This window comes from Streptomyces chryseus (assembly GCF_014650755.1).
In the GTDB taxonomy this organism is placed as follows: domain Bacteria; phylum Actinomycetota; class Actinomycetes; order Streptomycetales; family Streptomycetaceae; genus Streptomyces; species Streptomyces chryseus.
In genome coordinates, this window is sequence record NZ_BMVO01000006.1 from 199,117 (window position 1) to 223,645 (window position 24,529).

The following is a 24,529-nucleotide window of genomic DNA, read 5'->3' on the forward strand; positions in this document are numbered from 1 at the left end:
CTTCCGACACACCAGGAGCAGCAATGGCTGACCAGATCGCCGCCGAGAAGACCACGTTCAGGACGGTCTTCGAGGTGGGGTCGTCCTTCATGGACCGGGCGCGGAGCATCGAGGCCGGGTTCCAGCACGCGATCGCGCCGGCGACGGTGGACTTCGACTTCGGTGAGATCAGCCGGGCGGCGGGCGCCGTCCCGGACTGCTCGACGGTGAAGATCATCCGCGGTTGGGGCCTCCAGGAGACCGCCCCGGTGAGCGTCATGGTCCTGTCCCTCAAGGAGGCCGTACGCCAGGCCCTTCCGGCGGTGTCCGCCGGTTCCGCGTTCTGGGACAGGTCCGAGGAGGCCCTCACCGACGCGTTCGTGGGCCTGGGCCGGCAGGCGGGCACCCACCTCTCCTTCTACCGGGAGGAGGCGGACCGTACGAGCTACTACTACAACCTGCTGTTCGCCCTCCAGGACGAGGAGGGCGGGGACGCGCTGTACGCCGTCGCCTTCTGCGCCAACGTGACGGTGGATCTGGGCCCGGAGGAGGTCCGCGCGCTGACCGTCGGGGACACCGCCCGCTGCACGATCCGGCTGAACGCGATCAGCGTGCGGCAGGACGCACCGGCCGCCGCCTGATCACCGGGCCGCCGCGTCCCGCCCCGCGCCGGGGTGGGACGCGGCGCGCTCCACCAGGACGTGCAGCGGGGCCCGGAAGGAGAGCAGTCCCAGCATCTCCGGGACCGACGAGGGGTCCACGAGCCGCAGGTCCGGCAGCCGGGCGGCGGTCGTCCGCAGCACCACGTCGGCCTCCGTGCGGGCCAGTTCGGCCCCGGAGCACCGGTGCCGTCCCACGCCGAAGGCCAGGTGCTTGCGCCGGTTCGGCCGGTGCGGGCAGAGCTGCTCGGGGCTGTCGAACACGTCGGGGTCCGATCCGGTGGAGGCCAGCATCAGGAGCAGGGGCGCGCCCGCCGGTATGTCCACGCCGCTGAGCGTGACGGGCCGGCCGGTGACGCGCCGCCAGGTGGTGATGGGCGGCTCCCGTCGCAGGACCTCGTCGGTCCAGGGCTCCACGCCGTCAGGTTCGTCCGCGAAGCGCCGCCACAGCCCCGGTTCGCCGAGTGCGCGCCGGTACATGATGCTCAGCATCTGCCGGGTGGTCGCCTGACCGGCGATGACGATGAAGTAGAGCACCGCGGCGGACTCGGCAGCGCGCAGTGGCCGGCCGTCCGGCAGCCGGTGCTCCGCCAGTGCGGCCAGCAACGCGCCCGACGCGGCTCCCGGCCCGGTCACCAGTCCTCTGAGCCAGGAGTAGAAGTCGGCCGCTTCCCCGGCCAGCTCGATCTGGCGGGCGGCGTCCGGCCGTCCCCAGAACAGTTCGAGCGAGGCGTCGCCCCAGCGGGCGAGCGTGTCGAGGCCGACGTCCTCGGCCCCTTCGAGGCCGAGCATCCGCAGCAGGACCCGCAGCGGTACGTCCCGCGCGAGCGTGGTGGCCAGGTCGCACACGCCGTCGGCGTCCAGCCGCCGTTCGAGCTGGTCGAGGCACTCCCCCGTCACCCGCTCGATCATCGGCACGGCGGCGGTGACGGCCTGGGCGTTCAGGAGCCGGGTCATGACGCGCCGGTATCCGGCGTGGCTCTCGCCGCCGTTGCTGGCGAGGGTGGGAGGCAGGGCGAACCGGGCCCGGGCGAGCACACGCAGGGTGGGCATCGAGAAGCGGCCGATCGCGTCCATCGCGTTGTCCGGCAGGAACGTGCGCGTGTCGCGCAGCACGGTGCGTACGTCGTCGTACCGGCTCACCAGCCACAGGCCGGTGTCCGGTTCGTAGTGCACCGGCGCGTTCTCGCGCAGCCCGTCCCATACCGGGAAGGGGTCGAGCGCGTACTCCTGGTCGAAGAGATCCACGGTGCCCATGGGTATCGCCATGACGGAACCCACCCCCCTTCCTCGTGCGCGGCCCTGGTCAGGCGCTTGTCGGGCCGCAGAATACCGCCCGCCGTCGGGGCGGCGTTCACGAGGGCAGGAGGCGGCCGGCGTGCCGCAGGCGGATCCGGGAGGCCCAGCGCCGGGCGACCGGACGCCAGGTCCGTTCCGTGTCGGCGCGCGCGGCGGCGAGCTGCCCGACGACCTCGTCCGACCCGGCTCCCGCCCTGCGCAGTACAGCGCTCTCGCGGGCCCAGTCGGTGACGATCCGCGGGGTCGCCTCGGGGTGGAACTGGGTGCCCCAGGCGTTGGCCCCGAGGCGGAAGGCCTGGTGCGGAGAGGTGGTGCCGCTCATCAGGGGGACCGCTCCGGGAGGCAGTACGGACATCTCCTCCAGGTGCCAGAGCATGGCGGGCGGGCTGCCGGCCAGCCCTCCGAAGACGGCGTCGCCGGCGGCCGCGGGCAGCACCTCCAGCTCGTACACGCCTATCTGGGGCGTACGGCGGCGTTCGACGCGGCCGCCCAGCTCCACGGTCATCAGCTCCGCTCCGAGGCAGATGCCGAACGTGGGCGTGCCGTGCTCGAAGGCGGTCCGCAGGAGGGCCCGGGTGGCGGGCAGCCACGGGTAGCGCTCGTCGTCGAGCGGGCCGGGGGATCCGCCCAGGACGAGGAGGCCGTCGTACGCGTCGACTGCCTCGGGCACCGGGTCGCCGCTGTAGGGGCGTACGACGTCCAGGCGCAGGCCGGCCCCGGTCAGCCACCCGCCCCACAGACCGGGCGGACACTCCGCCTCGTGCTCGACGACCAGGACCCTCGGTGGCTCGGCGCTCTCGACCATGGCGGCATTCTCGCCGCCGCGCCCCGGTGCCCGCTCAGCTTTTCCTCTGGTCCGGTCCGGGGGGAGTCATGTGCTCGCCCGGTGTCGCGAGGTCCGCGACCGCCTCGGCGCCGACCACCGCGCCCGTCGACTTCCTGCCGCGCCGCAGCCGCAGTTCGAGCCAGCCGGCGAAGGTGGTGAGCGCGAAGTTGAGCAGGACGAAGATGACGGCGACGACGGTGAAGCTGGCGATGGTGTTCGCGCCGTAGTTCGCGCTCATGGGGCGCACCGACGCCAGCAGTTCGGAGAAGCCGAGCAGGGCGCCGCCGAGCGCGGTGTCCTTGACGATGACCACCAGCTGGCTGACGAGCGCGGGCAGCATCGCGGTGACGGACTGCGGCAGCAGCACGTACCGCATCGTCTGGCCCTTGCGCATGCCGACCGCCTTGGCGGCGTCCGTCTGCCCGGCCGGCAGGGACAGGATGCCGGCGCGCACCACCTCGGCGAGCACCGAGGCGTTGTAGAGGACCAGGCCGGTGACCACGGCGTACAGCGGCCGGTTGTCGGGGCTGATGTCGGTGAACTCGGAGTACGCCGCGTTGGCGAAGAGCATCAGGATCAGCACCGGGATGGCGCGGAAGAACTCCACGACGGTGCCGGCCGCACCGCGCACCCACCCGTGGTCGGAGAGCCGGGCGATGCCGAAGAGCGCTCCGAGGGGCAGGGCGATGACCATGGCGAGGGCGGCGGCGATGATGGTGTTCTTCAGGCCGGGCAGGATGTACGTCGTCCAGGACCGGCCGTCGGTGAAGAACGGCTCCCACTTGACCCATTCCAGCTGGTTCTTGTCGGCGAGGCTCCGCAGCACCCACCAGACCAGCGCCGCGAGCGCGACCAGGAACACGATCGTGAACAGGACGTTGCGCCGCCTGGCGCGGGGTCCGGGGACGTCGTACAGGACGGAGGTCATCGCCGCACCGCCACCTTCTTGCTCACCCAGCCGAGGAAGAGGCCGGTCGGGAGGGTCAGGCAGATGAACCCGAACGCGAACAGGGCCGAGATGAGGATGAGCTGCGCCTCGTTCTCGATCATCTCCCGCATCAGCGTCGCGGCCTCGGCGACCCCGATCGCGGCGGCCACCGTCGTGTTCTTCGTCAGGGCGATCAGTACGTTCGCGAGCGGGCCCACCACGGAACGGAACGCCTGTGGCAGGACGATGAGCGACAGCACCTGCGGAAAGCTCAGGCCGATGGCGCGCGCCGCCTCGGACTGGCCGACCGGCACCGTGTTGATGCCGGAGCGCAGCGCCTCACAGACGAACGCGGAGGTGTAGGCGATCAGGCCGAGCACGGCGAGCCGGAAGTTGATGGTCCCGAAGTCGTCGGCGCCGAGGCTGACGCCGAGCGTCTGGAAGAGGCCCAGCGAGGTGAAGACGATGATCACCGTCAGCGGGATGTTCCGCACCACGTTGACGTAGCCGGCTCCGAAGCCCCGCATCAGGGGGACGGGACTGGCCCGCATGGCGGCCAGGAGCGTGCCCCAGATCAGGGAGCCGACGGCCGAGTAGAGGGTGAGCTGCACCGTCACCCAGAAGGCGCCCAGCAGATCGTAACCTTCAAGAAAGTCGAACACGGTCTCCCGCACTTTCGCGTGGGTGGAGGGCGCGGCGCGCCGCTACGGGGTGCGGCGCGCCGGTCGGTGATCCGCTTCAGTTGACGATGTTCCCGATCTTCGGGGCGGGCTCGTTCTTGTAGTCGGCCGGGCCGAAGTTCTTCTCGACGTACTCGTCCCAGGAGCCGTCCTCGACCATCTTCTCCAGAGCGGTGTTGATCCTGTCCTTCAGTTCGCTGCCCTTCTGGACACCGATGCCGTAGTTCTCGTTGCTCAGCTTGAAGCCGCCGAGCTTGAACTTGCCCTGGTGCTCCGGCTGCGCGGCGTAACCGGCCAGGATCGAGTCGTCGGTGGTCAGGGCGTCGATGACCTTGTTCTCCAGGCCGGTCAGGCACTCCGAGTAACCGCCGTACTCCTGGAGCTGCGCGTCCGGCGCGAGCTTGGTCTTCACGTTCTGCGCGGAGGTGGAGCCGGTGACCGAGCAGAGCTTCTTGTTGTTCAGGTCCTCGGGCTTCTTGATGGAGTCGTCGTCCGCGCGCACGAGGATGTCCTGGTGGGCCAGGAGGTAGGGACCGGCGAAGTCGACCTTCTTCTGCCGCTCCTCGTTGATCGAGTAGGTGGCCGCGATGAAGTCGACGTCGCCGCGCTCCAGGAGCGTCTCGCGGTCGGCGCTCTTGGCTTCCTTCCACTCGATGTCGCCGGGCTCGTGGCCCAGCTCCTTGGCGACGTAGGTCGCCACATCGACGTCGAAGCCCGTGTACTTGCCGTCCGGGGTCTTCAGGCCGAGGCCCGGCTGGTCGAACTTGATGCCGACCGTGATCTTGTCGCCGCCACTGCCGGAACCGCTGTCGTCGCCGTCGTCGGAACCACAGGCCGCGGCGGTCAGCGACAGCGCGAGCGCCGTGGCGGTCGCGGCGGTGACCTTGAGGATCTTCATGGTGATCATCCCTGGGGATTCGTTGTGGGGGGGAGTCGTAGGAGCCCGTCGGGGCGGCCTCAGTGGTGCAGGATCTTCGACAGGAAGTCCTTGGCCCGGTCGCTGCGCGGGTTGGTGAAGAACTCGTCGGGCGTCGTCTCCTCCACGATCCGGCCGTCCGACATGAAGACCACACGGTTGGCGGCCGACCGGGCGAAGCCCATCTCATGGGTGACGACGACCATCGTCATGCCGTCGCGGGCGAGCTGCTGCATCACCTCCAGTACCTCGTTGATCATCTCGGGGTCGAGGGCCGAGGTCGGCTCGTCGAAGAGCATGACCTTCGGTTCCATGGCCAGCGCCCGGGCGATCGCCACGCGCTGCTGGCCGCCGGAGAGCTGGGCGGGGTACTTGTCCGCCTGGGTGGTCACGCCCACCCGTTCGAGGAGCGCGCGCGCCCGGTCCTCGGCTTCCTTCTTGTCCTTCTTGCGGACCTTGATCTGGCCCAGCGTCACGTTCTGCAGCACGGTCTTGTGGGCGAACAGGTTGAACGACTGGAAGACCATGCCCACGTCGGCCCGCAGCGCCGCCAGCTCCCGGCCCTCGGCCGGAAGCGGCCTGCCGTCGATGGCGATCTCTCCGGAGTCGATGGCCTCCAGCCGGTTGATGGCACGGCACAGCGTGGACTTGCCCGACCCGGACGGCCCGATGACGACGACGACCTCGCCCCGGCGGATGGTCAGGTCGATGTCCTGCAGCACGTGCAACGCGCCGAAGTGCTTGTTGACGTTCTTCAGTACGACGAGGGCATCGTCCGTGCCCGGCGCCGTGTTTCCCTTGGTCACAGCTACTCCGCTCATCGGCTTCATCGTCCGTCCGGTTCCGGCCGGACGCACGCCGAGAAGGCCAAGCGGGAAGGGGGGCCCGCGCGGCAGGGAGAAAACGCGGCCTTCGGGGGGCGCTCTAGACGGCCGCGGTGGCCCGTGCCTTGGCGATGAGCAGGTCGAGAAGGGACAGGAGGGCGTCGCGGACGTCGTCGCGGGAGCGGGCGTCGAGCATGAGGACGGGCGTGTCCGGGTCACGCAGGTGCAGCGCCGCCCGGATCTCCTCGGCGGTGTACGCCTGCTCGCCGTGGAAGCAGTTCGCGCCGACCACGAACGGCAGTCCGCGGCTCTCGAAGAAGTCGACGGCCGGGAAGCTGCGGTCCAGGCGCCGGGTGTCGACCAGGACGACCGCGCCGAACGCCCCGTTCAGCAGGTCGTCCCACATGAACCAGAAGCGCTCCTGCCCGGGAGTGCCGAAGAGGTAGAGGACGACGCCGGCGTCGGTGAGGGTGATGCGCCCGAAGTCCATCGCCACGGTGGTCACCGTCTTGGACTCGATGCCGTCGAGGTCGTCGACGCCGGCCCCCGCGGCCGTCAGGCGCTCCTCCGTACGCAGCGGCTCGATCTCGGAGATCGTCTCGACGAGCGTCGTCTTGCCCACGCCGAAGCCGCCCGCGACGAGGATCTTGACGGGAGCGGCCTCGGTCGCCCCGGTCGGTTCCGCGGCTGCCGCCGGTCCGGCCGCTCGCCGGGCTGAGGTCTCATAGGTGGGCAAGGCTGTCCCTGATTCTCATGAGCAGGTGGACGTTGCTGGTCTCGGCGCCTTCCAGGGGCGCCCGGTGGCGGATCAGCCCGCGGTCCGCGAGTTCGCCGAGCAGGACCGCCATGGGGGTGAGGCGCATGCGCATCCGCGCCGCGATCTCGGCGACCGCCCGCCCGTCGGGGGACGGGCACATGGCGAGGATGGTCTGCCATTCGGTGGGCAGGCCGCCGAGAGCGTCCCCGCCGACCGCCGCCGTGATCATCGTGTCCATGGTCAGGACGGTGCGCGGAGCGGCTGTACGGCCGTCGGTCAGGGCGTACAGCCGCGTCCGGCGGTGACCGCGCGGCTGCGGGGCGTCCGGCATTACGACGGGAGTGCCTGAACGCGCTCGGGGGTGCCCAGCCATTCGCCGAGCGCCTGGGCGGTCCGTACCGCCTCGCCGCCCAGCTCGCCCAGCCGCGCCTTGCGCGAGGTCACGACGATCAGGGTGCTGCCCTCGCCGCATCCCACGATGCACAGATAGCGGTCGTCCATCTCGACGAGCTGACGGATCACCCCGCCGCCGTCGATCTCCCGGGATATCGCCTTCATCGTGGCCGCGATGCCCGAGGACGCGGCGGCGATGCGCTCCGCCCGGTCCCGTTCCAGGAGGTAGGCGCTGAGCTTGATCCCGTCGTTGGACAGGAGGACGGCCCCCTCGATGCCGGCGATCCTGCTCAGGTTGTTGTCCAGGATGCTGTAGATCATGTCGTTCGATGTCGTCGTCATGGCTGGTCCTGTCGGAGCTCTGCTTCCACTTTCCGGGTCCCTTGTTCGTAGTCGGCCCAGGCGTCGGCCACCTCTTCGGGGGTCGCCCGGTCCTGGCCGGCCGGTTGTTCCGCCGTAAGCGGCTCGCGCAGCTGCTCGGCGATGTGGGTGTGCGGTACGCGCTCGGGAAGGGCGGGGCGCGCGTCGCCGGCCGGCGCGGTGGGCGGGGTCGCGTACACGCGCTCGCGCGGCCCTTCGTCCTTGCGGCGGTTCGGCAGCCCGGGTCTTCCGTCCGGGCCGGGCCCCGTCCCCCGTCCGGCGCGAAGGGCGGGCGGCGGGGTCCGGGCAGCCGCCGGCGCGGCGGCGGCCGGGCGGGCGGGCTCCGGGGACGTGCCCGCCGGTTCGCGCTCCGTCGGTACGAGCAGCTGGCCAGGGATGATCACCACGGCCGCCGTACCGCCGTAGACCGAGCGGCGCAGGGTGACGGTGGCGGGCAGCCGGTCGGCGAGGTGGCCGACCACGAAGAGCCCCAGCCGGTGCGCGTTGCGCGCCAGGACGGCGTACGGCGGGGCGGAGTGCAGCCGGCGGTTCATCTCCTCATAGCTGGCGGGCGACACCCGTGGGCCGCGGTCCTCGATCTCGACCGACAGGCCGTCGGCGACCAGCTCGGCCCGGATGACGACCTTCGACCTGGGCGGGGAGAACCGGGTCGCGTTGTCCAGCAGTTCCGCCAGGAGATGGCTGATCTGGCTGATCACGCCCGGTTCCACGCTGATCTCGTCCAGGGCCTGCCGCTCGATCCGCCGGAAGTCCTCCACCTCGGCGGCGGCCTCACGCAGCAGGTCGGCGACGCGCATGGGCTCGGTGTGCGGGTCCGGGATCTCGCCGCCCGCCAGGATGAGCAGGTTCTCGATCTGCCTTCGCATTCCGACCGTCAGCTGGTCGGAGCGCATCAACTGGGCCAGCAGCGCCTCGTCGTGGCCGAACGTGTCCTGGAGGTCCTCGGTCAGGCTCAGCTGGCGGCTGACCAGGTTCCCGGTGCGCGCGGCGATGCCGGCGGCGAACAGGCCGAATCCGTGGCGTTCGTCGGAGAGCTCACGGTGTCCGTCGACGGACACGGCGACGACCCGCGCGAACGCGTCGCTGATGCGTCCGACCTCGTCCTGCGCCCCGGTGGGCACGGGCAGGGCGTCCGCGTCGACGGGCTGACCGCGCCGCAGCCGGGCGACGACGTCCGGCAGCGTCTCCTCGGCGATCGCCACCGTGCGCTCGTGCAGGCCGTGCAGGCGGCGCAGGACCGATCGCGTGGTGAGGACGACGACGCCGGCGACGAGCAGCAGCGCCCCGCCGCTTCCCGCGATCAGCCAGGTGACCTCGGACTCCAGCTCCGTCGCCTTGGCGTCGGCGCGTTCGAGCACGCCGCGCGAACGGGCGGCGTTGAGCGAGGCCAACTGCGCGGCCAGCGTGTCGTGCGCCGTCCGCCATCCGGCGGCCTGGAGCGGCAGCTTCACACCGGACGCGGTGTCCTCGTGGTCGGACAGCACGACGTTCTCGATACGGGTCTTCGCCTGCCACGCGCCCGAGCCGGTGATCCCCTGGTAGGCGTCGCGCTCAACGGCGGGCAGGTACGGCACGATCGACGTGTCGTACAGGTACCGGTGCGCTCCGACGGCGTTGACGTAGGCGGCGAACCGCGAGGTCGTCAGCTCCCTGGCCGGACCGGCCGACGCGAGGACGGCCTCTTCGCGCGCGACCAGTTCGGACGCGGAGAACATGGTGGTGACCAGCCGGCTCTCCTGGGTGAGCTCGGCGTCCTGCGTGTGGCTGAACTCCTGCTGGTAGACGTCGATCGTCTTGCCGATCACGTCGGTGTAGTAGCCGAGTGTGCGGTCGGCGCTGCCGCTGCGGGCGTCCGCGCGCTCGCGTTGGGCGTCCAGGTCGTCGAGGCTGTCGCGGAGTGTGCCGAAGTGGTGGGCCGGCCGCCCGGACCCCGCCGCCCCGCGGAACGCGTCGACGGCGAGGTCCGTCGCGGCGCGCCGGTCGCGCAGTTCGTTTCCGGACACCCGCGAGCCCGCCCACCGCGCGGCGGTCGTGGTCCGCTCGGCCTGCAGCTGGAGCATGAGCGCGTACGCGGGTACGCCGATGCGCTCACCGGCGGCCACATCGGTGCGCAGGTGCTGCGACTGGTTCAGCAGCCGGTTCGCGGTGAGGGCGGACTGGGTGCCCATCGCGACGGTGGGGACGACCGCCAGACCGACGAGCAGGGTGCGCAGGCGGACGGTACGCCGACGACGGCTTCGCGCCGTGTCCGGCGTGGTCGGCGTGCTCGGCGCGGCCGCCGTGCCCGGCGCGTCGCGTTCGCCTTCGGGTTCTGTGGGTGACATCGGTCCTCGGGGACGGAGGGTGGGCGTAGCAGGCCGGCGGCCGGACCGGCGCGGGCGGGAGCGGGACTTGGGGACAGCCGGACCGACGGGGTGAGACGTGGGGGATGCAGATCATAACCAGCCACGCCGGGAAAGGGAGTGATTGCCTCCCTGTCCAGTACGTGGTACAGCGCCTCGCTCGGCGGACGCCGTACCGCGGTTCAGCCGGTCCGCCCGGCCCGCTCCACCAGCCGGGACAGCTCCACCCGCGAACGCACGCCCAGTTGCGCGAAGACGTTGCGCAGGTGGTGGTCGACGGTCCGGTGGCTGACGGACAGACGCTGCGCCACTTCGCGGTTGGTCGCCCCCTCCGCGACGCAGTGCGCGATGCGCAGCTGCTGCGGCGTCAGGCAGGACAGCGCCCCGGCCGGTTCGCCGGCGGCCACGTCCCCGGTGGCCCGCAGCTCCGCGCGGGCCTGGTCCACCCAGGCGAGGGCCTCGGAACGCTCGAAGGCGACCAGCGCGTCCCGCAGGCGTCCGCGCGCCTCGCCCGGACGGCGCCGGCGCCGCAGCCACTTCCCGTACAGCAACTGGGTGCGGGCCCACTCGAAGTCGCCGCCGGCCGATGCGTGCAGGGCCAGGGCGTGGGCGTACAGGGCGTCGGCCTCGTCGGGGCACGCGAGCAGCGCCCGGCAGCGGGCGAGCAGCGCGGGCGCCTGCGGATCGCCGCCGTGGGCCGCCCAGGCGGCGAACTCCTCGACCACGGCGGGCGCGTCGTCCGGTCGTCCGGCGAGCGCGGTGGCCTCGACGAAGCAGGGAACCGCCAGCATGCGGACGGCGAAGTGCCCCCGGCGAGGGCCCTCCCGTACGAGCGGGCCGAGCCGCGCGGCGGCCTCGGCGGCCCTGCCGCGCCCCAGATCGGCCCGGGCCGAGGCCCATTCGGCCAGGGTGGCGGCCTGGGCGAGGCCGTGCGGCCCGGCGATCGCCATGGCGGCACCGACGTGTCCGGCCACGGCGGCCGCGTCGCTCTCCACCGAGGCCACGAGGGCGAGGACCGCGTGCAGGTGCGCGAGCGTGTTGCGCCGGCCGGCGCGGTGGCCGGCGGTCAGTCCCTCGCGGGCGTGGGCTCCGGCCCTGGCGTGCCGCCCGGCCCGTAACTCGGCGTAGGCCAGGTGCTCCAGGAGCTGGGGCACGAGAGCGACGAGGTCGCGGGCCCGGCCCAGCGCGAGCCCCCGGGCGGTGATGCGGATGGCGGCCGCGATGTCGCCGAGGACGAGCGCCGCGGACCCGGCGCGCAGCAGCCGCTGCGGATCGTCGTCGTCCACGGCCCGCTCCAGCACCCGCCGCAGTGGCTTCCGCGCTGCGGCGGGCCGTGCGCACAGGGCGGCGAGCATGCCGCTGCGGTAGTCGTCGTACGACGCCCCGTACGGCTGCGCCCGCCCCGGCGGCGCGTGCGGGCACACGCCCTGCCCCGTGGTGTACGTCGCGGGCCCGGCCGGCGCCGGACCGGCGCCGCCGAGCGCGGCCACGCAGCCCGCCGCGTCACCGGCGGCCCAGGCCGCCTCCATGGCGGCGAGGCGGGCGGTGAGGGCGTGGCGCGGGTCGTACGGGCCGAGCAGTCCGGCGGCCACCAGCAGCGCCGCCTGGGCGTCCCCCACCGGGCCGTCGCCCAGACCCAGGACCCCCGCGGCGAGTTCGGCCCGGCCGCGTACGGCGTCGTGGACCCGGCCGCCCGCACGGGCGGCGGCCAGCAGCTCCCGCGCCCGGTGCGGTTGGCCCGCGAGCCGGGCGAGTTCGGCGGCGGCGGTCAGACGCGACGTACGGGCGGCGTCGTCCGCCGGGGTGTGTTCGGCGGCCCGGGCGAGGGCGAGGGAGCGCTGGAGGCCGCAGACCCCCGGGGCCGAGGCGGCGGCGGCCAGGCCGGCGGCGAGGCGCGGGTCGGGAGCCTCGGCCGCCAGGGCGCGATGCAGGAGGCGCGGAAGGCGGTGCCGGTCACCGGTGAGGACCGTCGCCAGGAGGTGGTGGGCGGCCCGCCGCCGGGCGGTGGGGGCCCCGGCGAGAACGGCGCGTCGCAGCAGCGGGTTCGCGAACCGGATGAGGTCCCCGTCGCAGCGCGCCACGCCCGCCCACCGCCCGGCGTCCAGCGCCCACGTGCCGATGCCCGCGGCGCGCGCGGCCCGCGCGACCAGGGCCGTGTCCGCTCCCCCGGTCGCGGGCGTCTGCTCCTGCGCGGCCGCCGCCAGCAGCAGCACGAACGCGGTGTCCGGTGGCAGGACGGCCAACCGGTCGCCGACCGTGCCCAGCAGGGCGTCGCCGTCGGCGAGCGGCCGGGGCAGCGGCGCGTGTCCGGAGAGCTGAGCCGGCGAGAGGCGGCCGAGCAGTGCCTTGAGCAGGGCCGGGTTGCCCTCGGCCTCGTGCAGCAGCGCCTGCCGTACGGCGGGGTCCGCCCCGTTCCCCACGAGTTCGTCCAGCAGTTCCCCGGCGGTGTGCTCGGGAAGCGGCCCCGGGCGGACGACGGGCAGACCCGCGAAGTCGGGGTCGTGCGCCCGGTGCGCGGCCGAGGTCAGGAGCAGTCCGACGGCGCTCATGGCGTCCGGGCGGCGGGCGGCGAAGCCGAGGGCGGCGCGCGACCGGTCGTCGCACAGGTGCGCGTCGTCGACGCAGACGAGCAGGGGCCGCCCGGCGGCGCGGGTGCGCAGCAGCTCCAGCAGGGCGCCCGGCGCGAGACCGGACCGCGGCGCACCGGCAGGCCCCGCGCCGCCCGCCGCGCACAGCAGCGCGTGCAGCGCGCTGTACGGGAGGCGGCTCTCGGCCGGGACGGCCCGGGTGTGCAGGACGGGGCCGGCGTCGAAGTCCGCCGCCGCCCGGCGGAGCAGGGCGGTGCGGCCGAGTCCGGGCTCCGCGGCGATCAGCAGAGCGCCGCCGCGGCCGGAGCGTACCCGGTCCGACAGGGCTGCCACGGCTTCCAGTTCGGTACGCCGGCCGTACAGCCGGACCGCACCGCTCACGGTCGTCCTCCGCTCACACTCGTCACGGTACTTCCGCGCGGACAGTGACGGAAGCCTCGCGTCCAGTACCGGTCGGGAGACCCGAATACCCATCCGACCTGCGATGACAGCGAGTTGGGAGGGGTGGCGCTGGGCGCGCGCCCAGCGCCGGCGGGCGAAGTCTGTGCCCGCGCACACGCGCCGGAGGACGCGGTGTGCCGGTGCCGGCCGCGCGGCGCGCGACCGGCACCGGCATCGACGGAGGCGGCCGTCAGGAGGCGTGCGGGCAGTTGCCCCGGTACTCCTCGATGGTCAGGCCGGGCCGGGGCAGCGGGCAGAGGAACTGCTCGTAGCGGGTGTCGTTGTCGATGAACCGCTTGAGCCAGGAAAGGCTGTACTTCGCGATGGTGGTGTTGGAGGTGTTCGGCGTGAAGTGCGACGCGCCGTTGAGTTCCAGGTACGCCTTGTCGAGCGTGGACGGCAGGCTCTCGTAGAAGGGCTCGGAGTGCGAGCCGACCGGCGCGACGGTGTCACCGTCGGCTCCCACGACCAGCGTCGGCGTCCGCAGCTCCGGCCACGTCTTGTCGGTGTTCCATCCGGTCAGCGGGATCGCGGCCTGGAGGGAGGGCCGGCTCTTGGCCGCTTCCAGCGAGCCGCCGCCGCCCATGGAGTGGCCCATCACGCCGAGTCTGGAGCTGTCGATCCGGCCGCGTACGGTGCTGCGCTCGGTCAGGTAGTCCAGCGCGGACAGCAGTTGGCGGCCCCGGCTGTCGGGCTGGTCGTACCGCGTGAGGGTGTCGATGGTGAAGACGACGAAGCCCTGGGAGGCGAGCCTCGGGCCGAGCCAGGCGATGGACGACTGGTCGGCGGTGTAGCCGGGCGAGACCGCCACCGCGCCGAAGGTGCCGTCGCTGGTGGAGGTCGGGTAGTAGACGGTCCCGCCGCCGAAGCCGGTGACGCTCAGGGAGGAGACGGTGGTCCGCGAGACCGCGTAGGGGCCGGTGCTCGCTTCGATGCTGGCCGTGGTGGGGGCGGGGCCGCGCTCGTACGGGTTGTCCGCCGCCTGGGCGGTGGGCGTGAGGGCGGTGCCGAGTCCGCCGACGGCGAGGAGGGCCGCGAGGCCGGCCATCGCCGACCGCAGGCGGCCGTGGCGGCGGAGTGGGGCGGCGCCGGGAGCGCCCTTGCTGGTGTCACTGGTGTACTGCTGCACGACTGAGTCGTCCTCTCGGTCGTGGCGGGACCGCCGGGCCGGACGCGGCACTCGTCGCCGAGGGCTGCGGCCGGTCGTACGGGGGGGCGGGCACCGCCGTTTTCGCTGGCGGGTGCCACTGTCGCCGTACGTCCGGCGCGGGGGCATCGGTGGAATCACCGGTCTCCCCCACCCGTCCTCGCCGCGAGCGGTGCGCGTCGGCCCTGCCCCCGGCGAACCCCCGGCCGGGCCCCGGCACGGCCGGCCACCCGACCGGGGCCGCTGCCCGGACGGCGGCCCGCCCCTACGCCGTGGGAGAGGTGCTTCCCGGCAGCCCTCCCCCACGGCCGACCGCTGTCAGCCGGCCGGCCGCGCTCCGCCGGTCAGGCGGGCGGGGAGGCTGCGGTGGCCGTTGGAGATGAACGACGCCACCGGCCGCAGCCCCTCGGCCGGAACGGCCGGCGCCAGACCGGGGAAGCGCTCGAAGAGGGCGGGCAGCGCGATCTGGGCTTCGAGCCGGGCCAGCGGCGCTCCCAGGCAGAAGTGGACGCCGTGTCCGAACGCGAGATGCTCCTTGTTCACCCGGGTGACGTCGAACCGGTCCGCGTCGTCGCCGTGGTGCGCGGGGTTGCGCCCGGCGGCGGCGTACGCGGCGAGGATCGCGTCGCCCCGCTCGATGGTCACGCCCCCGGCCTCGATGTCCTCCACCGCGTAGCGCAACGGCAGGCTCGCCACCGGCGCCTGGACGCGCAGCGTCTCCTCGATCACGTCGTTCCAGGTGGCCCTGCCCACGCGGACCAGTGCGAGCTGCTCGGGGTGGGTCAGCAGGGCGTGGATGGCGTTGTCCAGCAGGTTGACCGTCGTCTCGTGCCCGGCGCTGATCACCAGGAGCAGGGTGTCGACCAGTTCGGCTTCGGTGAGCCGCTCGCCGTCCTCCTCGCGGGCCGCGATGAGGACGCTGGTCATGTCGTCGCCCGGGGTTTCCCGCTTGAGGGCGACCAGGTCGCAGAGCACCTGGTGGATGCCCCGGAAGGTGGCGGCCGCCTCCTCGGGCGTGGCGGCGGTGTTGAAGATGCTGTCCACCAGCCGGCGCAGTTCCTTGCGCGTCCCTTCGTCGTTGACGCCGAACAGCTCGCAGATCACCTGGATCGGGATCGGATAGCAGTACTCCTCGCGCAGGTCCACCACCTGCCCCTCGGGCGTCGCGGCGAGGCCGTCGAGGAGGTCGGCGGTCATCCGCTCGATCCGGGGGCGCAGGGCCTCGGTGGCGCGCGCGGTGAACGCCGTGGAGACCAGCTTCCGCAGGCGCCTGTGGTCGCTGCCGTACGCGGTGAACATGTTGGTCACGGCCACCCAGGTGAACAGCGGCCAGTCCGGCGTTATGTCCCCGTCGATCCACGCGGGCCAGTGCCTGCGGGGGTCCTTCGAGACCCGGGGGTCGGTGAGCAGTTCCTTGAGTAACGCGTGATCGCCGACCGCCCACGCCGGCACTCCGCCGGGGAGCTCCACCAGCGCCACCGGCCCCTCTGCGCGGATACGGGCTCCCTCTCCGTGGATGTCGGCGCCGGAGGGGTCGATGACGACGGGGCGGGTTTCGTGTTTCATCTGCTCGCTCCAGAAGGTTCGTTCGCGGTGACCGGCACGGTGACCGGCGGAAAGCACACGGGCGAGGCGGCCGGCACCCGGTGGAATGGGCCCCTCCGCCACTCGACCGGCCTACCCCCACGACCCGTTCGATATCCGGAACGCAGCGGGGCAGTTCCCGTCCGGCCGAGTCGCCCGTAGACCGCTGAGGCCCTTTTCGGACAGGCGGACGTCCGACCTCCGGGCCCTTCCGAACCGTCCGGTAACCTGGCTCCTTTCCCTAAGGAGTTGTGCCCGTGGAGTTCCGGCTGCTCGGAGCGGTCTGTGTCGCCACCGAGGCCGGCGAACTGCCGCTCGGCCCAGCCAAGCGGCGCAGCCTCCTCGCCGCACTCCTGCTGAGGCCCAACTGCCCCGTGACGGTGGAGCAGTTGACGCGGACCCTGTGGGACTGCGAACCGCCGCCGCGTGCCCGCAGCGTCATCCAGGGCCATGTGTCGCGCCTGCGCGTCCTGTTCGCCGGCGCCGACGCCGGGACGTACGGCGTGGAACTGGTCACCCAGGGCGCCGCGTACGTCCTGCGGATGCCGGAGACCCTGCTGGACGCACACCGCTTCGAGGAGCTCGTGACGCTGGCGCGTGGCCGGCGCGCGCCGGCCGACGCCGTGGCGATGTACCAGGAGGCGCTGTCGCTGTGGCAGGGGCCCGCGCTGACCGGCGCGTACCCGAGTCCGCCGCTCCAGGCCGCCGCGCACGCGCTGGAGGAACTCCGGCTGGCCACGGTGGAGTCACTGGCCTCGGGGTACGCGCGGCTGGGCGAGCACGCCCGCGCGGCGGCGGTGCTGCGCGCCGAGGCCGGCAACCATCCGCTGCGCGAATCGCTGTCCGCCGCGCTCATGCGGGCGCTCCAGCGCGCCGGGCGGCGCTCCGAGGCGCTCGACTGGTTCCACCGCACCCGGCGGCTGCTCGCGGACGAACTCGGGGTGGACCCGGGCCGGGAACTGGCCGACGCCTACGCGGTGGCGCTGCGCGGAGAGGGCGACGACGCCGAGGAGGCGCCCGTGCCGCCGGCCGTGCCCGCCACCGCCCACGGGCCGTCCGCCGCCCCGCCCGACGGTCCGGTCGACCTGCTGCCCCGTGTGCCGCGCGGATTCCACGGGCGCGCCGCCGAACTCATCGCGCTGTCCCGGGCGGCGGCCGGCGAAGCACCGGTCTGCCTGGTCACCGGACCCGCCGGTGTGGGCAAGACGGCGCTCGTGGTGCACTGGGCCCACCGCAACCGCGCCGCGTTCCCCGGCGGCCTGCTCTACGCCGATCTGCGCGGGTTCAGCGATACGGGCGAGCCGGCCCACCTCGAAGTGCTGCGCGAGTTCCTGCTGGCCCTGGGGGTCGCGCCGCGCCGTGTCCCCGAGACGACGACCGGTGCGTCCGCGCTGTTCCGGTCCCTCGCCGCCGGCCGCCGGCTCCTCGTCGTACTGGACAACGCCCGGGGCTCCGATCAGGTCAGGGAGCTGCTGCCGGGCGGCGCCCGCTGTGTGACCGTGGTGACCAGCCGGTACCGGCTGCGCGGCCTGATCGCGTCCGACGCCGCCCGTCCGGTGCCCGTGGACGTACTCGAACCGCAGGACAGCACGGCCCTGCTCGCCGCGGTGCTCGGCAAGGAGCGGGTACGGGCGGAGGTGATGGCCGCCCGGCGCCTCGCCGAGCTGTGCGGCGGGCTGCCCCTCGCGTTGCGGGTGGCAGCCGCCCGACTCGCCGATCAGCCGGACTGGTCCCTGAGCGCGATGACCACCGAACTGTCGGACGAGTCGCGCCGCCTGAGCCTGCTGGACGTGGAGGACACGGGCGTACGGGCGGCCCTGCGGCTCACCGTGCGCCGGCTGCCCGAGGACGTGGCGCACCACTTCGCGCATCTCGGCCGCCACCCGGGTACGCACGTCGACCGGTACACGGCGGCCGCCCTGGCCGGGACGGACCCGGTCACGGCCGAGGCGGCCCTCGACAAGCTGACCGCGGCGCACCTGGTCACCCGCACCGCGCCCGGCCGCTGGACCCTGCACGATCTCGTACGGCTGTACGCGCGCGGCCTGGACGCCGGTCCCGACGCGCTGGTCCGGGTGCTCGACCACAGCGTGGCCACCGCCCTGGGCGCGGCCGGCGCGGCGGAACCGGGCGACGAGTCCTGTTTCGAGCTGCCCGTCGGCTTCCGTGTGCCGGCGGCGGTGCGGGAGTTCGCGGACCGCGACGGGGCCATGGCCTGGTACGCGGCCGAGCGCGACGACCTCGCCCTGGCGGCCGCCGCGGCGCGCGCCGCCGGACTGCACGGCAGGACCTGGCGCATCGTGCTGGCCCAGTGGCCGCAGATGGTGTGGCGGGTGCTGGACGGCTGGTCTCCGCTGCTGGAGACCGCGCTCGAAGCCGCGCGGGCCGATGGCGACGAGCGCGCCGAGTCGCGGGTGCGTGCCCTGCTCGGTTGGGTGCTGACCGAAGAGGGCCGGACCGAGGAGGCGTTGGCCCACCTGGAGGCCGCCCCGGCGCTCGCCGCCCGGGCGGACGACCGGCGCGGCGAGGCGACCGCGCTGGTCAACCTTTCGCTGGCCCAGGCGGCGCTCGGCAGCCCTCAGGAGGCGGCCGAAGGGTGCGAGCGGGCGGCCCTGCTGGCCCGCGAGGCCGGTTCCCCGCACACCGAGCGACTGGCCCTGTACCACCTCGCCCGGCACCGGCTGGCCGCCGGGCAGTGGTGTGCGGCCCTCGGCACGTCCGTCGACGCGCTCGCGCTGGACGGCGAGTCCGACGCGTCGGCGGCGTCCCGGACGCTGCTGCTCACGGTGGCGGGAGAGGCGCTGCTGGGGATGGGTGACGAGGCCGAGGGCGTCCGCCGCCTCGAGGACGCGGCCCGGGAGGCGGAGTCGTCCGGCTACGACGAGGGCGCGGTACGGGCGCTGGGCGCGCTGCTGCGGGTTTCGGCGGACGTGGGACTGCGGGCGAGGTACGACACGGCGATGCTGCGGCTCATGGCCCGGACGTGATCCGGCGCCCGCCGTCGGCGACGTCCCGGGGCGTCGGCCGTGCGGGGACGGCCGACGCCCGGGCCGGCCCAGGACCGTAGGGCGACGTACGTTCGAGCGGTCCGGGGCGTGACCCCGGCCGGGCCGGGCAGTTGAACCGGGCATGAAGAAGCGCAGCATGCTCGCCGTCGCGTCCCTCGCGGTAGGGGCGGCGATCGCCGCCCTCAGCCCCGCGCCGAACTCCGCCGAGGCGTCCACGCATGACGACGCCGTCAGCAGCCCGGACGTCATCGAGTCCGCGGACCACCCGGAGGACCGCGACGCGGATCCCTCCACCGGCGCTTAGGCCGGCCGACGGTACGCCGTACGGCGGTCACTTCTTCTGCGGGTCGTGGCCCCAGTTCTTGAGGGAGTACCGCCACGGGCTCCGCGTGACGTCTCCGTCGGGACGCTGGGCGAGATGGCGCCGGACATAGCCGACGACCTTGCGCATGTGGGCGATGTCGTCGTCGTCGAGCTCCGATTCCTTGGTGCGGAGCAGTTCGACGATGCGTCGGCCCGACTCGTGACCGACGCTCTCGTCGTCGCCGTCCTTCTTCTGGCCGACGCCGCGCGACTCGTCAGTGTCCAGCCATCGCTCCAGTTCGACCGCGGTGAGGTTCACCGTGTCCCGGAACTCGGAGACGGTCTCCTGCCGAGTGGCATCCTTCGCGGTCACGGCTCCCCTTTGCTCGGTGGTTTCGCCCGTCGGTCCGAGCAGAGCACGGGGGCGCCGCTCCTGCCACCCGGTGGTGGTGCGCAGCGTGTCCGCGTCCGTGGCGGGATCGCCCAGCGGCTCGCCACCCGGCGCAGAGTCGCCAGGAACTCCCGGTTGGTGGCGCCCTTGAGTACGTACTCGGCGACACCGGCGTGCTGCATCTCCTCGACGGAGCCCTTGTCGCCGTACGCGGAGAACGCCACGATGCGGCTGCCCGGCGAGCAGCGTCCGATCTCCTTGGCGACGAAGTGGCCGCCGCCGGGGAACCGGACGTCGAGGACCACCATCCGCCGGCCGTCTCGGCTCTCTCGCGCATCTCGATGACTCCGAAATGGTCGTGCACGATCATGCCGAAGGGCTACGGGCGGCGGCCCGGCAGTCACCGCGGCTCCTCAGTCGCGGCGAGCCGGTTCCGTGGCCTCCGCCACCCTCCCCGCGGGCAGCAGGTCACTCGCGCCGATCAGTGCCAGCAGCCGCGCCAGTTGCGCTCCGATCCCCTCCACCACGAGGCCGGCGCCCGCCGCGCGTACGGCGCTCCGCGCCTCCAGCAGTGCGTTGCCCCCGGCGCAGTCGCAGAAGGACACGTCGGTCAGGTCGAGGCACAGGGTCTTCGGCTGCTCCGCCAGGCAGGCCGCGACCGCCTTGTGGACATAAGGGGCGCTGTCCCAGTCGAGCTCGCCGCCGAGGGCCACCCGGGCGACGCCGGCCCGCGCGACGGCGTACGACTCGAATCTGCTCAGGGTCACGGCGTACCGCACCTCCCCCACCGCACCCGGCCCGCCGAGCGGCGCGGCGCCGATCGGCGAGGCCTTCCCGCGGGCGGGCGACCTGTGGCGAGCTGTCGCATCCCCACCTCAAGATAGTGCGCGTACACCAGTGTTCGTCTACTGAATCTGCACTAGGGGCGGAAGTCAACGCGGTCGACGCCGCATTCGATCGTGTGCACGCGGCGGGCACGGCCCTCACAACGGATGTTCGAGCCGCGCGGGTCGGGGCCCTGTCGCTCCCCCTGACGCTGCTCCTCGACCGACGGTCCGCCGCCGAACCGTCGGCCGGGTCGTTTCCGTTCGCGCCGAACGGTTACCTGTGGTGCGTGACCGAATCGCCGGACCTCGCCGGTCGTGTACCCGCGGGATGGAGCCGTGCGGCGGCCGCTGGACGCACCGTCCACAGACGACCATGAACGCCGGGCGGCGAAGACGCCGCGGACCACGGCGTGCGTACGGAAGGCACGAACATGCAACGGGTCAGGGAAGCGTTCCGGAAGGCGAGCAGGGCCTACTCCCCGCAGGAGGAACGCCGGCTCGGCGGGCATCTGGGGGCCGTGGTCGCGTTCGGCGCGTACACAGCCGCCTGGGGCGCGGCGGTCGGCGTGCGGAAGAGGAAACTGCCGGACCGCCACGACCCCTTGGACGTCCTGTTCACGGCGGCGGCCACCTTCCGGCTGGGCCGACTGCTCAGCAAGGGGTCCGTCACCAGCCCCCTGCGGGCGCCGTTCACGCGCTACGAGAAGGCGACGGGCCCGGCGGAGGTGAGCGAGAGCCCGCGCGGGGGTGACGTCAGGTCGACCGTGGGCGAGCTGGTCACCTGCCCGTTCTGCCTGAGCGTCTGGCTGACGACCACGTTCGCCGGCGCCCACCTGCTGTGGCCGCGTGCCACGCGCGCCGTGACGGGCGGTCTCACCGCCCTGGCGGTCGCCGACGCCATGCAACTGGGATACGACTGCCTGGTACAGAAGAACAGCGAGTGAGGCAGCCCGCGCGAGGCGAGGAGGGGCACAGATGATCGACGAGACTCTGGTCCATGAGCTCTTGGACACGACCGAGGACGGCGCCGTCCTGGTGCTGCTGGAAGGGCGGGCCCAGGTGATCGGCGGGACCGCACGGGACAGTGAGGACTTCCGCGGTGCGGCGGTTCTCGTGTCCCGGGCAGAGCTCGTCGACCGCATGGGCACCGCGACGCCCGCGCGGGAGGACGTGTCGCGGGTGGCGGCGTCGTTGCGCGACGCGGTCGGCAAGCTCGGCGCCTGACGCGACGCCGCCGGAACGGCTCACGGCCGGCCAGGGTCCGCCGCCCCGGGCACGGCCCTCGCGTCGGTACGGGCCCGCCCGGCCGGTGGCCCCTCCCGCCGTCGCAGGTACGCCCTGGGTCAGCGGCCCTTGCGCACCCGGGCCGCCGCGCGGGCTTCCGCCGCCTTGCGGGCCTCGGCGGCCTTGCGGGACTCCTTCGCGGGGCGGCCCGGGCGCGTACCGATGCCGCGGAAGGGGGCGTTGCCGCTGACGGCCCCCACGGTGGTCGGCGGGCGCTTCGCCCCCGTGATGGCGGTCAGCTTCTCCTCGCCGGAGCGGACCTGGGTGACGGTCGGCCGGATGCGGGCGTCGGTCATCATCCGGTTGACCTCGCGCCGCTGGCTGGGGGTGACCAGCGTGACCACGTTCCCGGACTCCCCGGCGCGCGCCGTGCGCCCGCCGCGGTGCAGATAGTCCTTGGCGTCGGCCGGCGGGTCGACGTTGACGACGAGGTCGAGGGCGTCGATGTGGATGCCCCGCGCGGCGACGTTGGTGGCCACCAGCACGGTGACCTCACCGTCCTTGAACCGGCCGAGCGTGTGCGTGCGCTGCGGCTGCGACTTCCCGCTGTGCAGGGCGGCGGCCTGTACGCCGCTGGCCCGCAGGTGGCGGGTGAACTGGTCCACGCCGGCCTTGGTGTCCAGGAACATCAGGACCCGGCCGTCGCGCGCGGCGATCTCGGTCGCGATCGCGTACTTGTCGGCGGCGTGGATGTTCAGGACGTGGTGCTCCATCGTGGTGACCGAGCCCGCCAGCCGGTCGACCGAGGCGAGCACCGGGTCGTTCAGGTAGCCGCGCACGAGCTGGTCGACGTTGCGGTCGAGCGTGGCCGAGAACAGCAGCCGCTGCCCGTCGGGGCGGACCTGGTCGAGGAGTTCGGATACCTGCGGCAGGAACCCCAGGTCGCACATCTGGTCCGCCTCGTCCAGCACCGTGATCCGCACGTGGTTCAGGTGGCAGTCCCGGCGTGACACCAGGTCCGCCAATCGGCCCGGGGTCGCGACCACCACGTCGGTGCCGGTCCGCAGCAGCGCCGTCTGCCGGTTGATCGACAGTCCGCCGACCACCGTCGCCAGGCGTACGTGCAGTGCCTGCGCGTACGGCTCCAGCGCGTCGCTCACCTGCTGCGCGAGTTCCCGGGTCGGCACCAGGACCAGGGCGAGCGGCCGCTTCGGCTCCGCTCGCCTGCCCGCCGTACGGGCCAGGAGCGCGAGCCCGAACGCGAGCGTCTTGCCGGAGCCGGTCCGTGCGCGGCCGAGGACGTCGCGGCCGGCCAGGGCGTTCGGCAGGGTGGCCGCCTGGATCGGGAAGGGTTCCTTCACCCCGAGGCCGGTCATCGTCTCCAGCAGCTCGGGAGGCAGCCCGAGGGCGTCGAAGGACTCGGCCGGCTGCAGGCCCGGGGCCACAGCCTGCGGCGTCGACAGTTCGCCCTGCGGCGCTGTCGCCCGCTGGGTCCTGCCGGCACGGGAGGGTGCGGGAGCCGGCGGCTTCGCGTTCATGGGGAACCTTCCTGGGTGTGGCGCCCGCAACGCGCCAGGGCCCGTACCCCTCGGTACGGGCCCTGGCGGTGTTTGAGCGTGCCCCCATTTTACCAGCGGGCGCCCGGGTGCCCCGCGGCTCCGGCCGGGTCCGTGCGCCCGGTGCCCGGACCGGCCGCCTCCGGGGGCGGCGGGCGGCTGATCGTCCCGGCGGCCGGCGGGCGGGGCCGCTGGTCGTCCGGGCGGCCGGCGCGACGCTTCCTACTCGCGCGCCTTCACCGGCTGCGGTCCACCGATGATCTTGAACTGGGACCCCGGCTCGACGACGACGTCACCGGTCGCGGAGCCCGAGATGCTGACGTCCGTCAGCGTGGCACTGCCGCGGGCTCCGCCGTGCGCCAGGATTCCGGCGCCGTTGTTGGACTTGTCGATGCGTACGTTCCTGATCTGCGCGCCGGGCACGGACCCGCCGCCCGACTTGAACTGGATGCCGTCGTACGTCGAGTCGTGGATGTCGGTGTCGCGGATCGTGACACCGGGGATGTCCTGCCCCGCCGCGAACAGCGTGATCGCTCCGAACTCCTGCGCCTCGCCCCAGAACGCGCCTCCGGTGCGGTGCAGGCCGTTGCCCGCGATCAGGGTCTGCCCGGAGAACGGCAGCGGGTCGTGGTCGGTGGCCAGCATGATCCCCGGGTAGTTCATCGTGTCGGAGATGAGGTTGTTCTCGATGGTGTTGCCGTAACCGCCGTACACGGCGATGCCGTTGGCGCGCCAGGGCAGTTGGATCGTGTTGTTGCGGAAGTGGTTGTCGTGCCCGATGTCGACGGAGGTGTCCTTCACGTACCGGCTGGCCCACACCGCCAGGGCGTCGTCGCCGGTGTTGCGGAAGGAGGAGTCGAACACCGTCGAGTTGCGGGTCCCGTTGGCGAAGTTGATGCCGTCGGCGTACGTGTTGCGGATGCGCATGCCGGTGAATTCGAGGCCGTCGCCCGGGCCCCACAGCTCCGGGATGTTGGAGTAGTCCCGGCCGGCCCAGACGCCGACGTTGGCGTGCTCGATCCACACGTTGGAGATCTTGGTGTCCTTGCCGAACCGGCCGTTGAGGCCCACTCCGCCCTCGTGGTTGCCGTCGCCGCCCCGGATCGTCCCCGATCCGAAGATGGCGATGTCGGAGATCTTCGTGTTGTCGTCGATGTCGAAGCCGAAGTTGCCCTCGTGCGGGTGGTTGATGCCGCCCGCCTCGTGCGGCGGGGTCAGGGTGTAGAGCTGTGAGTGCCACATCCCCGCCCCCCGGATCGTGACGTTCTTGATGCCGACCTGGTTGTGGGTGCCCCGGTTGAGCGGGTCGTCGGTCAGGATCTTCTGCTCCTGGCGCCACTGGCCCGCCGGGATCCAGACGCACTGGATGTCACCGTTCTGGTCGGCCGTCACGGCCCGCTGGAGGGCGACGGTGTCGTCGATCCCGTCGCCCGGGACCGCGCCGTACTCGGTGATCGACGTTCAGGTCAGGTCAGG

General features: G+C 73.1%; 22 protein-coding genes and 1 pseudogene. 5 read left to right on the top strand and 18 right to left on the bottom strand.

Annotated elements, in window-relative coordinates; genetic code table 11:
- The first annotated feature begins 23 nt into the window (after positions 1–23).
- Entirely contained in the window at positions 24–620 is a 597-nt protein-coding gene (locus tag IE185_RS13065; protein ID WP_138896697.1) for a Type-2Aa cytolytic delta-endotoxin, read from the top strand.
- On the opposite strand, the gene IE185_RS13070 is transcribed toward IE185_RS13065, so the two are convergent.
- The 13 genes from IE185_RS13070 to IE185_RS13130 form a co-directional block, all read right to left on the bottom strand.
- On the bottom strand, positions 621–1,907 hold the full coding sequence (locus tag IE185_RS13070; RefSeq protein ID WP_229843476.1) for a cytochrome P450: 1,287 nt from the start codon (positions 1,905–1,907) through the stop codon (positions 621–623). It abuts the gene before it with no gap.
- Between the two features lie 85 nt (positions 1,908–1,992).
- Positions 1,993–2,742, bottom strand: coding sequence for a type 1 glutamine amidotransferase (locus IE185_RS13075; RefSeq protein WP_138896696.1), 750 nt, complete (start codon positions 2,740–2,742; stop codon positions 1,993–1,995).
- A 34-nt stretch (positions 2,743–2,776) separates the two neighbouring features.
- Positions 2,777–3,691 carry an amino acid ABC transporter permease gene (locus IE185_RS13080; RefSeq protein ID WP_138896695.1) on the bottom strand — a complete coding sequence of 305 codons (915 nt, stop codon included), beginning with the start codon at positions 3,689–3,691 and terminating at the stop codon, positions 2,777–2,779.
- Positions 3,688–4,353 carry an amino acid ABC transporter permease gene (locus IE185_RS13085; RefSeq protein ID WP_138896700.1) on the bottom strand — a complete coding sequence of 222 codons (666 nt, stop codon included), beginning with the start codon at positions 4,351–4,353 and terminating at the stop codon, positions 3,688–3,690. The genes IE185_RS13080 and IE185_RS13085 overlap by 4 nt, the downstream gene beginning before the upstream one ends.
- A gap of 76 nt (positions 4,354–4,429) precedes the next feature.
- Positions 4,430–5,269 carry a glutamate ABC transporter substrate-binding protein gene (locus tag IE185_RS13090; protein ID WP_138896694.1) on the bottom strand — a complete coding sequence of 280 codons (840 nt, stop codon included), beginning with the start codon at positions 5,267–5,269 and terminating at the stop codon, positions 4,430–4,432.
- A 59-nt stretch (positions 5,270–5,328) separates the two neighbouring features.
- Positions 5,329–6,108, bottom strand: coding sequence for an amino acid ABC transporter ATP-binding protein (locus tag IE185_RS13095; protein ID WP_138896693.1), 780 nt, complete (start codon positions 6,106–6,108; stop codon positions 5,329–5,331).
- 103 nt (positions 6,109–6,211) lie between these two features.
- The gene (locus tag IE185_RS13100) at positions 6,212–6,757 is read right to left on the bottom strand and encodes a GTP-binding protein (RefSeq protein ID WP_138896699.1); all 546 of its coding nucleotides are present in this window, start codon (positions 6,755–6,757) and stop codon (positions 6,212–6,214) included.
- A gap of 76 nt (positions 6,758–6,833) precedes the next feature.
- The gene (locus IE185_RS13105; protein WP_138896692.1) at positions 6,834–7,199 is read right to left on the bottom strand and encodes a DUF742 domain-containing protein; all 366 of its coding nucleotides are present in this window, start codon (positions 7,197–7,199) and stop codon (positions 6,834–6,836) included.
- Entirely contained in the window at positions 7,199–7,603 is a 405-nt protein-coding gene (locus IE185_RS13110) for a roadblock/LC7 domain-containing protein (RefSeq protein ID WP_138896691.1), read from the bottom strand. Before IE185_RS13110 ends, IE185_RS13105 begins: the two co-directional genes overlap by 1 nt.
- A complete protein-coding gene (locus IE185_RS13115) occupies positions 7,600–9,966 on the bottom strand; it encodes a sensor histidine kinase (protein ID WP_189715161.1) in 2,367 nt (788 codons plus the stop codon). The genes IE185_RS13110 and IE185_RS13115 overlap by 4 nt, the downstream gene beginning before the upstream one ends.
- A gap of 200 nt (positions 9,967–10,166) precedes the next feature.
- Positions 10,167–12,953, bottom strand: coding sequence for a helix-turn-helix transcriptional regulator (locus IE185_RS13120; protein WP_138898011.1), 2,787 nt, complete (start codon positions 12,951–12,953; stop codon positions 10,167–10,169).
- Between the two features lie 250 nt (positions 12,954–13,203).
- A complete protein-coding gene (gene bdeA / locus IE185_RS13125; RefSeq protein WP_138907219.1) occupies positions 13,204–14,142 on the bottom strand; it encodes a bis(hydroxyethyl) terephthalate hydrolase in 939 nt (312 codons plus the stop codon).
- Positions 14,143–14,478: 336 nt separating this feature from the next.
- Entirely contained in the window at positions 14,479–15,726 is a 1,248-nt protein-coding gene (locus IE185_RS13130; protein ID WP_138895022.1) for a cytochrome P450 family protein, read from the bottom strand.
- 275 nt (positions 15,727–16,001) lie between these two features.
- On the opposite strand from IE185_RS13130, the gene IE185_RS13135 reads away from it, so the two are divergent.
- The gene (locus tag IE185_RS13135) at positions 16,002–18,731 is read left to right on the top strand and encodes an AfsR/SARP family transcriptional regulator (RefSeq protein ID WP_138895024.1); all 2,730 of its coding nucleotides are present in this window, start codon (positions 16,002–16,004) and stop codon (positions 18,729–18,731) included.
- Positions 18,732–18,873: 142 nt separating this feature from the next.
- On the top strand, positions 18,874–19,056 hold the full coding sequence (locus IE185_RS13140) for a hypothetical protein (protein ID WP_138895021.1): 183 nt from the start codon (positions 18,874–18,876) through the stop codon (positions 19,054–19,056).
- A gap of 27 nt (positions 19,057–19,083) precedes the next feature.
- Here IE185_RS13140 and IE185_RS13145 read toward each other — a convergent pair whose 3' ends face one another.
- The 3 genes from IE185_RS13145 to IE185_RS13155 form a co-directional block, all read right to left on the bottom strand.
- The gene (locus IE185_RS13145; RefSeq protein ID WP_138895020.1) at positions 19,084–19,428 is read right to left on the bottom strand and encodes a DUF3140 domain-containing protein; all 345 of its coding nucleotides are present in this window, start codon (positions 19,426–19,428) and stop codon (positions 19,084–19,086) included.
- Complete coding sequence (locus IE185_RS13150) at positions 19,425–19,754, bottom strand: response regulator (RefSeq protein WP_138895019.1); 330 nt, start codon at positions 19,752–19,754, stop codon at positions 19,425–19,427. The genes IE185_RS13145 and IE185_RS13150 overlap by 4 nt, the downstream gene beginning before the upstream one ends.
- A gap of 105 nt (positions 19,755–19,859) precedes the next feature.
- Entirely contained in the window at positions 19,860–20,213 is a 354-nt protein-coding gene (locus tag IE185_RS13155) for an STAS domain-containing protein (RefSeq protein WP_170198286.1), read from the bottom strand.
- A gap of 491 nt (positions 20,214–20,704) precedes the next feature.
- On the opposite strand from IE185_RS13155, the gene IE185_RS13160 reads away from it, so the two are divergent.
- Together IE185_RS13160 and IE185_RS13165 are read left to right on the top strand one after the other, a co-directional pair.
- The gene (locus tag IE185_RS13160; protein ID WP_138895017.1) at positions 20,705–21,217 is read left to right on the top strand and encodes a DUF1360 domain-containing protein; all 513 of its coding nucleotides are present in this window, start codon (positions 20,705–20,707) and stop codon (positions 21,215–21,217) included.
- A gap of 31 nt (positions 21,218–21,248) precedes the next feature.
- Positions 21,249–21,497 carry a hypothetical protein gene (locus tag IE185_RS13165; protein ID WP_138895016.1) on the top strand — a complete coding sequence of 83 codons (249 nt, stop codon included), beginning with the start codon at positions 21,249–21,251 and terminating at the stop codon, positions 21,495–21,497.
- Positions 21,498–21,616: 119 nt separating this feature from the next.
- On the opposite strand, the gene IE185_RS13170 is transcribed toward IE185_RS13165, so the two are convergent.
- Positions 21,617–23,035 carry a DEAD/DEAH box helicase gene (locus IE185_RS13170; protein ID WP_138895015.1) on the bottom strand — a complete coding sequence of 473 codons (1,419 nt, stop codon included), beginning with the start codon at positions 23,033–23,035 and terminating at the stop codon, positions 21,617–21,619.
- Positions 23,036–23,275: 240 nt separating this feature from the next.
- A pseudogene (locus tag IE185_RS13175) lies at positions 23,276–24,514 on the bottom strand (right-handed parallel beta-helix repeat-containing protein); the annotation flags it as partial.
- Positions 24,515–24,529 lie beyond the last annotated feature (15 nt).

Excerpts from the sequence above, each read along its gene's own strand:
- IE185_RS13065 (WP_138896697.1), top strand. The coding sequence starts at position 24 with ATGGCTGACCAGATCGCCGCCGAGAAGACCACGTTCAGGACGGTCTTC.
- IE185_RS13070 (WP_229843476.1), bottom strand. The coding sequence starts at position 1,907 with ATGGCGATACCCATGGGCACCGTGGATCTCTTCGACCAGGAGTACGCG.
- IE185_RS13075 (WP_138896696.1), bottom strand. The coding sequence starts at position 2,742 with ATGGTCGAGAGCGCCGAGCCACCGAGGGTCCTGGTCGTCGAGCACGAG.
- IE185_RS13080 (WP_138896695.1), bottom strand. The coding sequence starts at position 3,691 with ATGACCTCCGTCCTGTACGACGTCCCCGGACCCCGCGCCAGGCGGCGC.
- IE185_RS13090 (WP_138896694.1), bottom strand. The coding sequence starts at position 5,269 with ATGAAGATCCTCAAGGTCACCGCCGCGACCGCCACGGCGCTCGCGCTG.
- IE185_RS13095 (WP_138896693.1), bottom strand. The coding sequence starts at position 6,108 with ATGAGCGGAGTAGCTGTGACCAAGGGAAACACGGCGCCGGGCACGGAC.
- IE185_RS13105 (WP_138896692.1), bottom strand. The coding sequence starts at position 7,199 with ATGCCGGACGCCCCGCAGCCGCGCGGTCACCGCCGGACGCGGCTGTAC.
- IE185_RS13110 (WP_138896691.1), bottom strand. The coding sequence starts at position 7,603 with ATGACGACGACATCGAACGACATGATCTACAGCATCCTGGACAACAAC.
- IE185_RS13115 (WP_189715161.1), bottom strand. The coding sequence starts at position 9,966 with ATGTCACCCACAGAACCCGAAGGCGAACGCGACGCGCCGGGCACGGCG.
- IE185_RS13130 (WP_138895022.1), bottom strand. The coding sequence starts at position 15,726 with ATGAAACACGAAACCCGCCCCGTCGTCATCGACCCCTCCGGCGCCGAC.
- IE185_RS13140 (WP_138895021.1), top strand. The coding sequence starts at position 18,874 with ATGAAGAAGCGCAGCATGCTCGCCGTCGCGTCCCTCGCGGTAGGGGCG.
- IE185_RS13150 (WP_138895019.1), bottom strand. The coding sequence starts at position 19,754 with ATGGTGGTCCTCGACGTCCGGTTCCCCGGCGGCGGCCACTTCGTCGCC.
- IE185_RS13160 (WP_138895017.1), top strand. The coding sequence starts at position 20,705 with ATGCAACGGGTCAGGGAAGCGTTCCGGAAGGCGAGCAGGGCCTACTCC.
- IE185_RS13165 (WP_138895016.1), top strand. The coding sequence starts at position 21,249 with ATGATCGACGAGACTCTGGTCCATGAGCTCTTGGACACGACCGAGGAC.
- IE185_RS13170 (WP_138895015.1), bottom strand. The coding sequence starts at position 23,035 with ATGAACGCGAAGCCGCCGGCTCCCGCACCCTCCCGTGCCGGCAGGACC.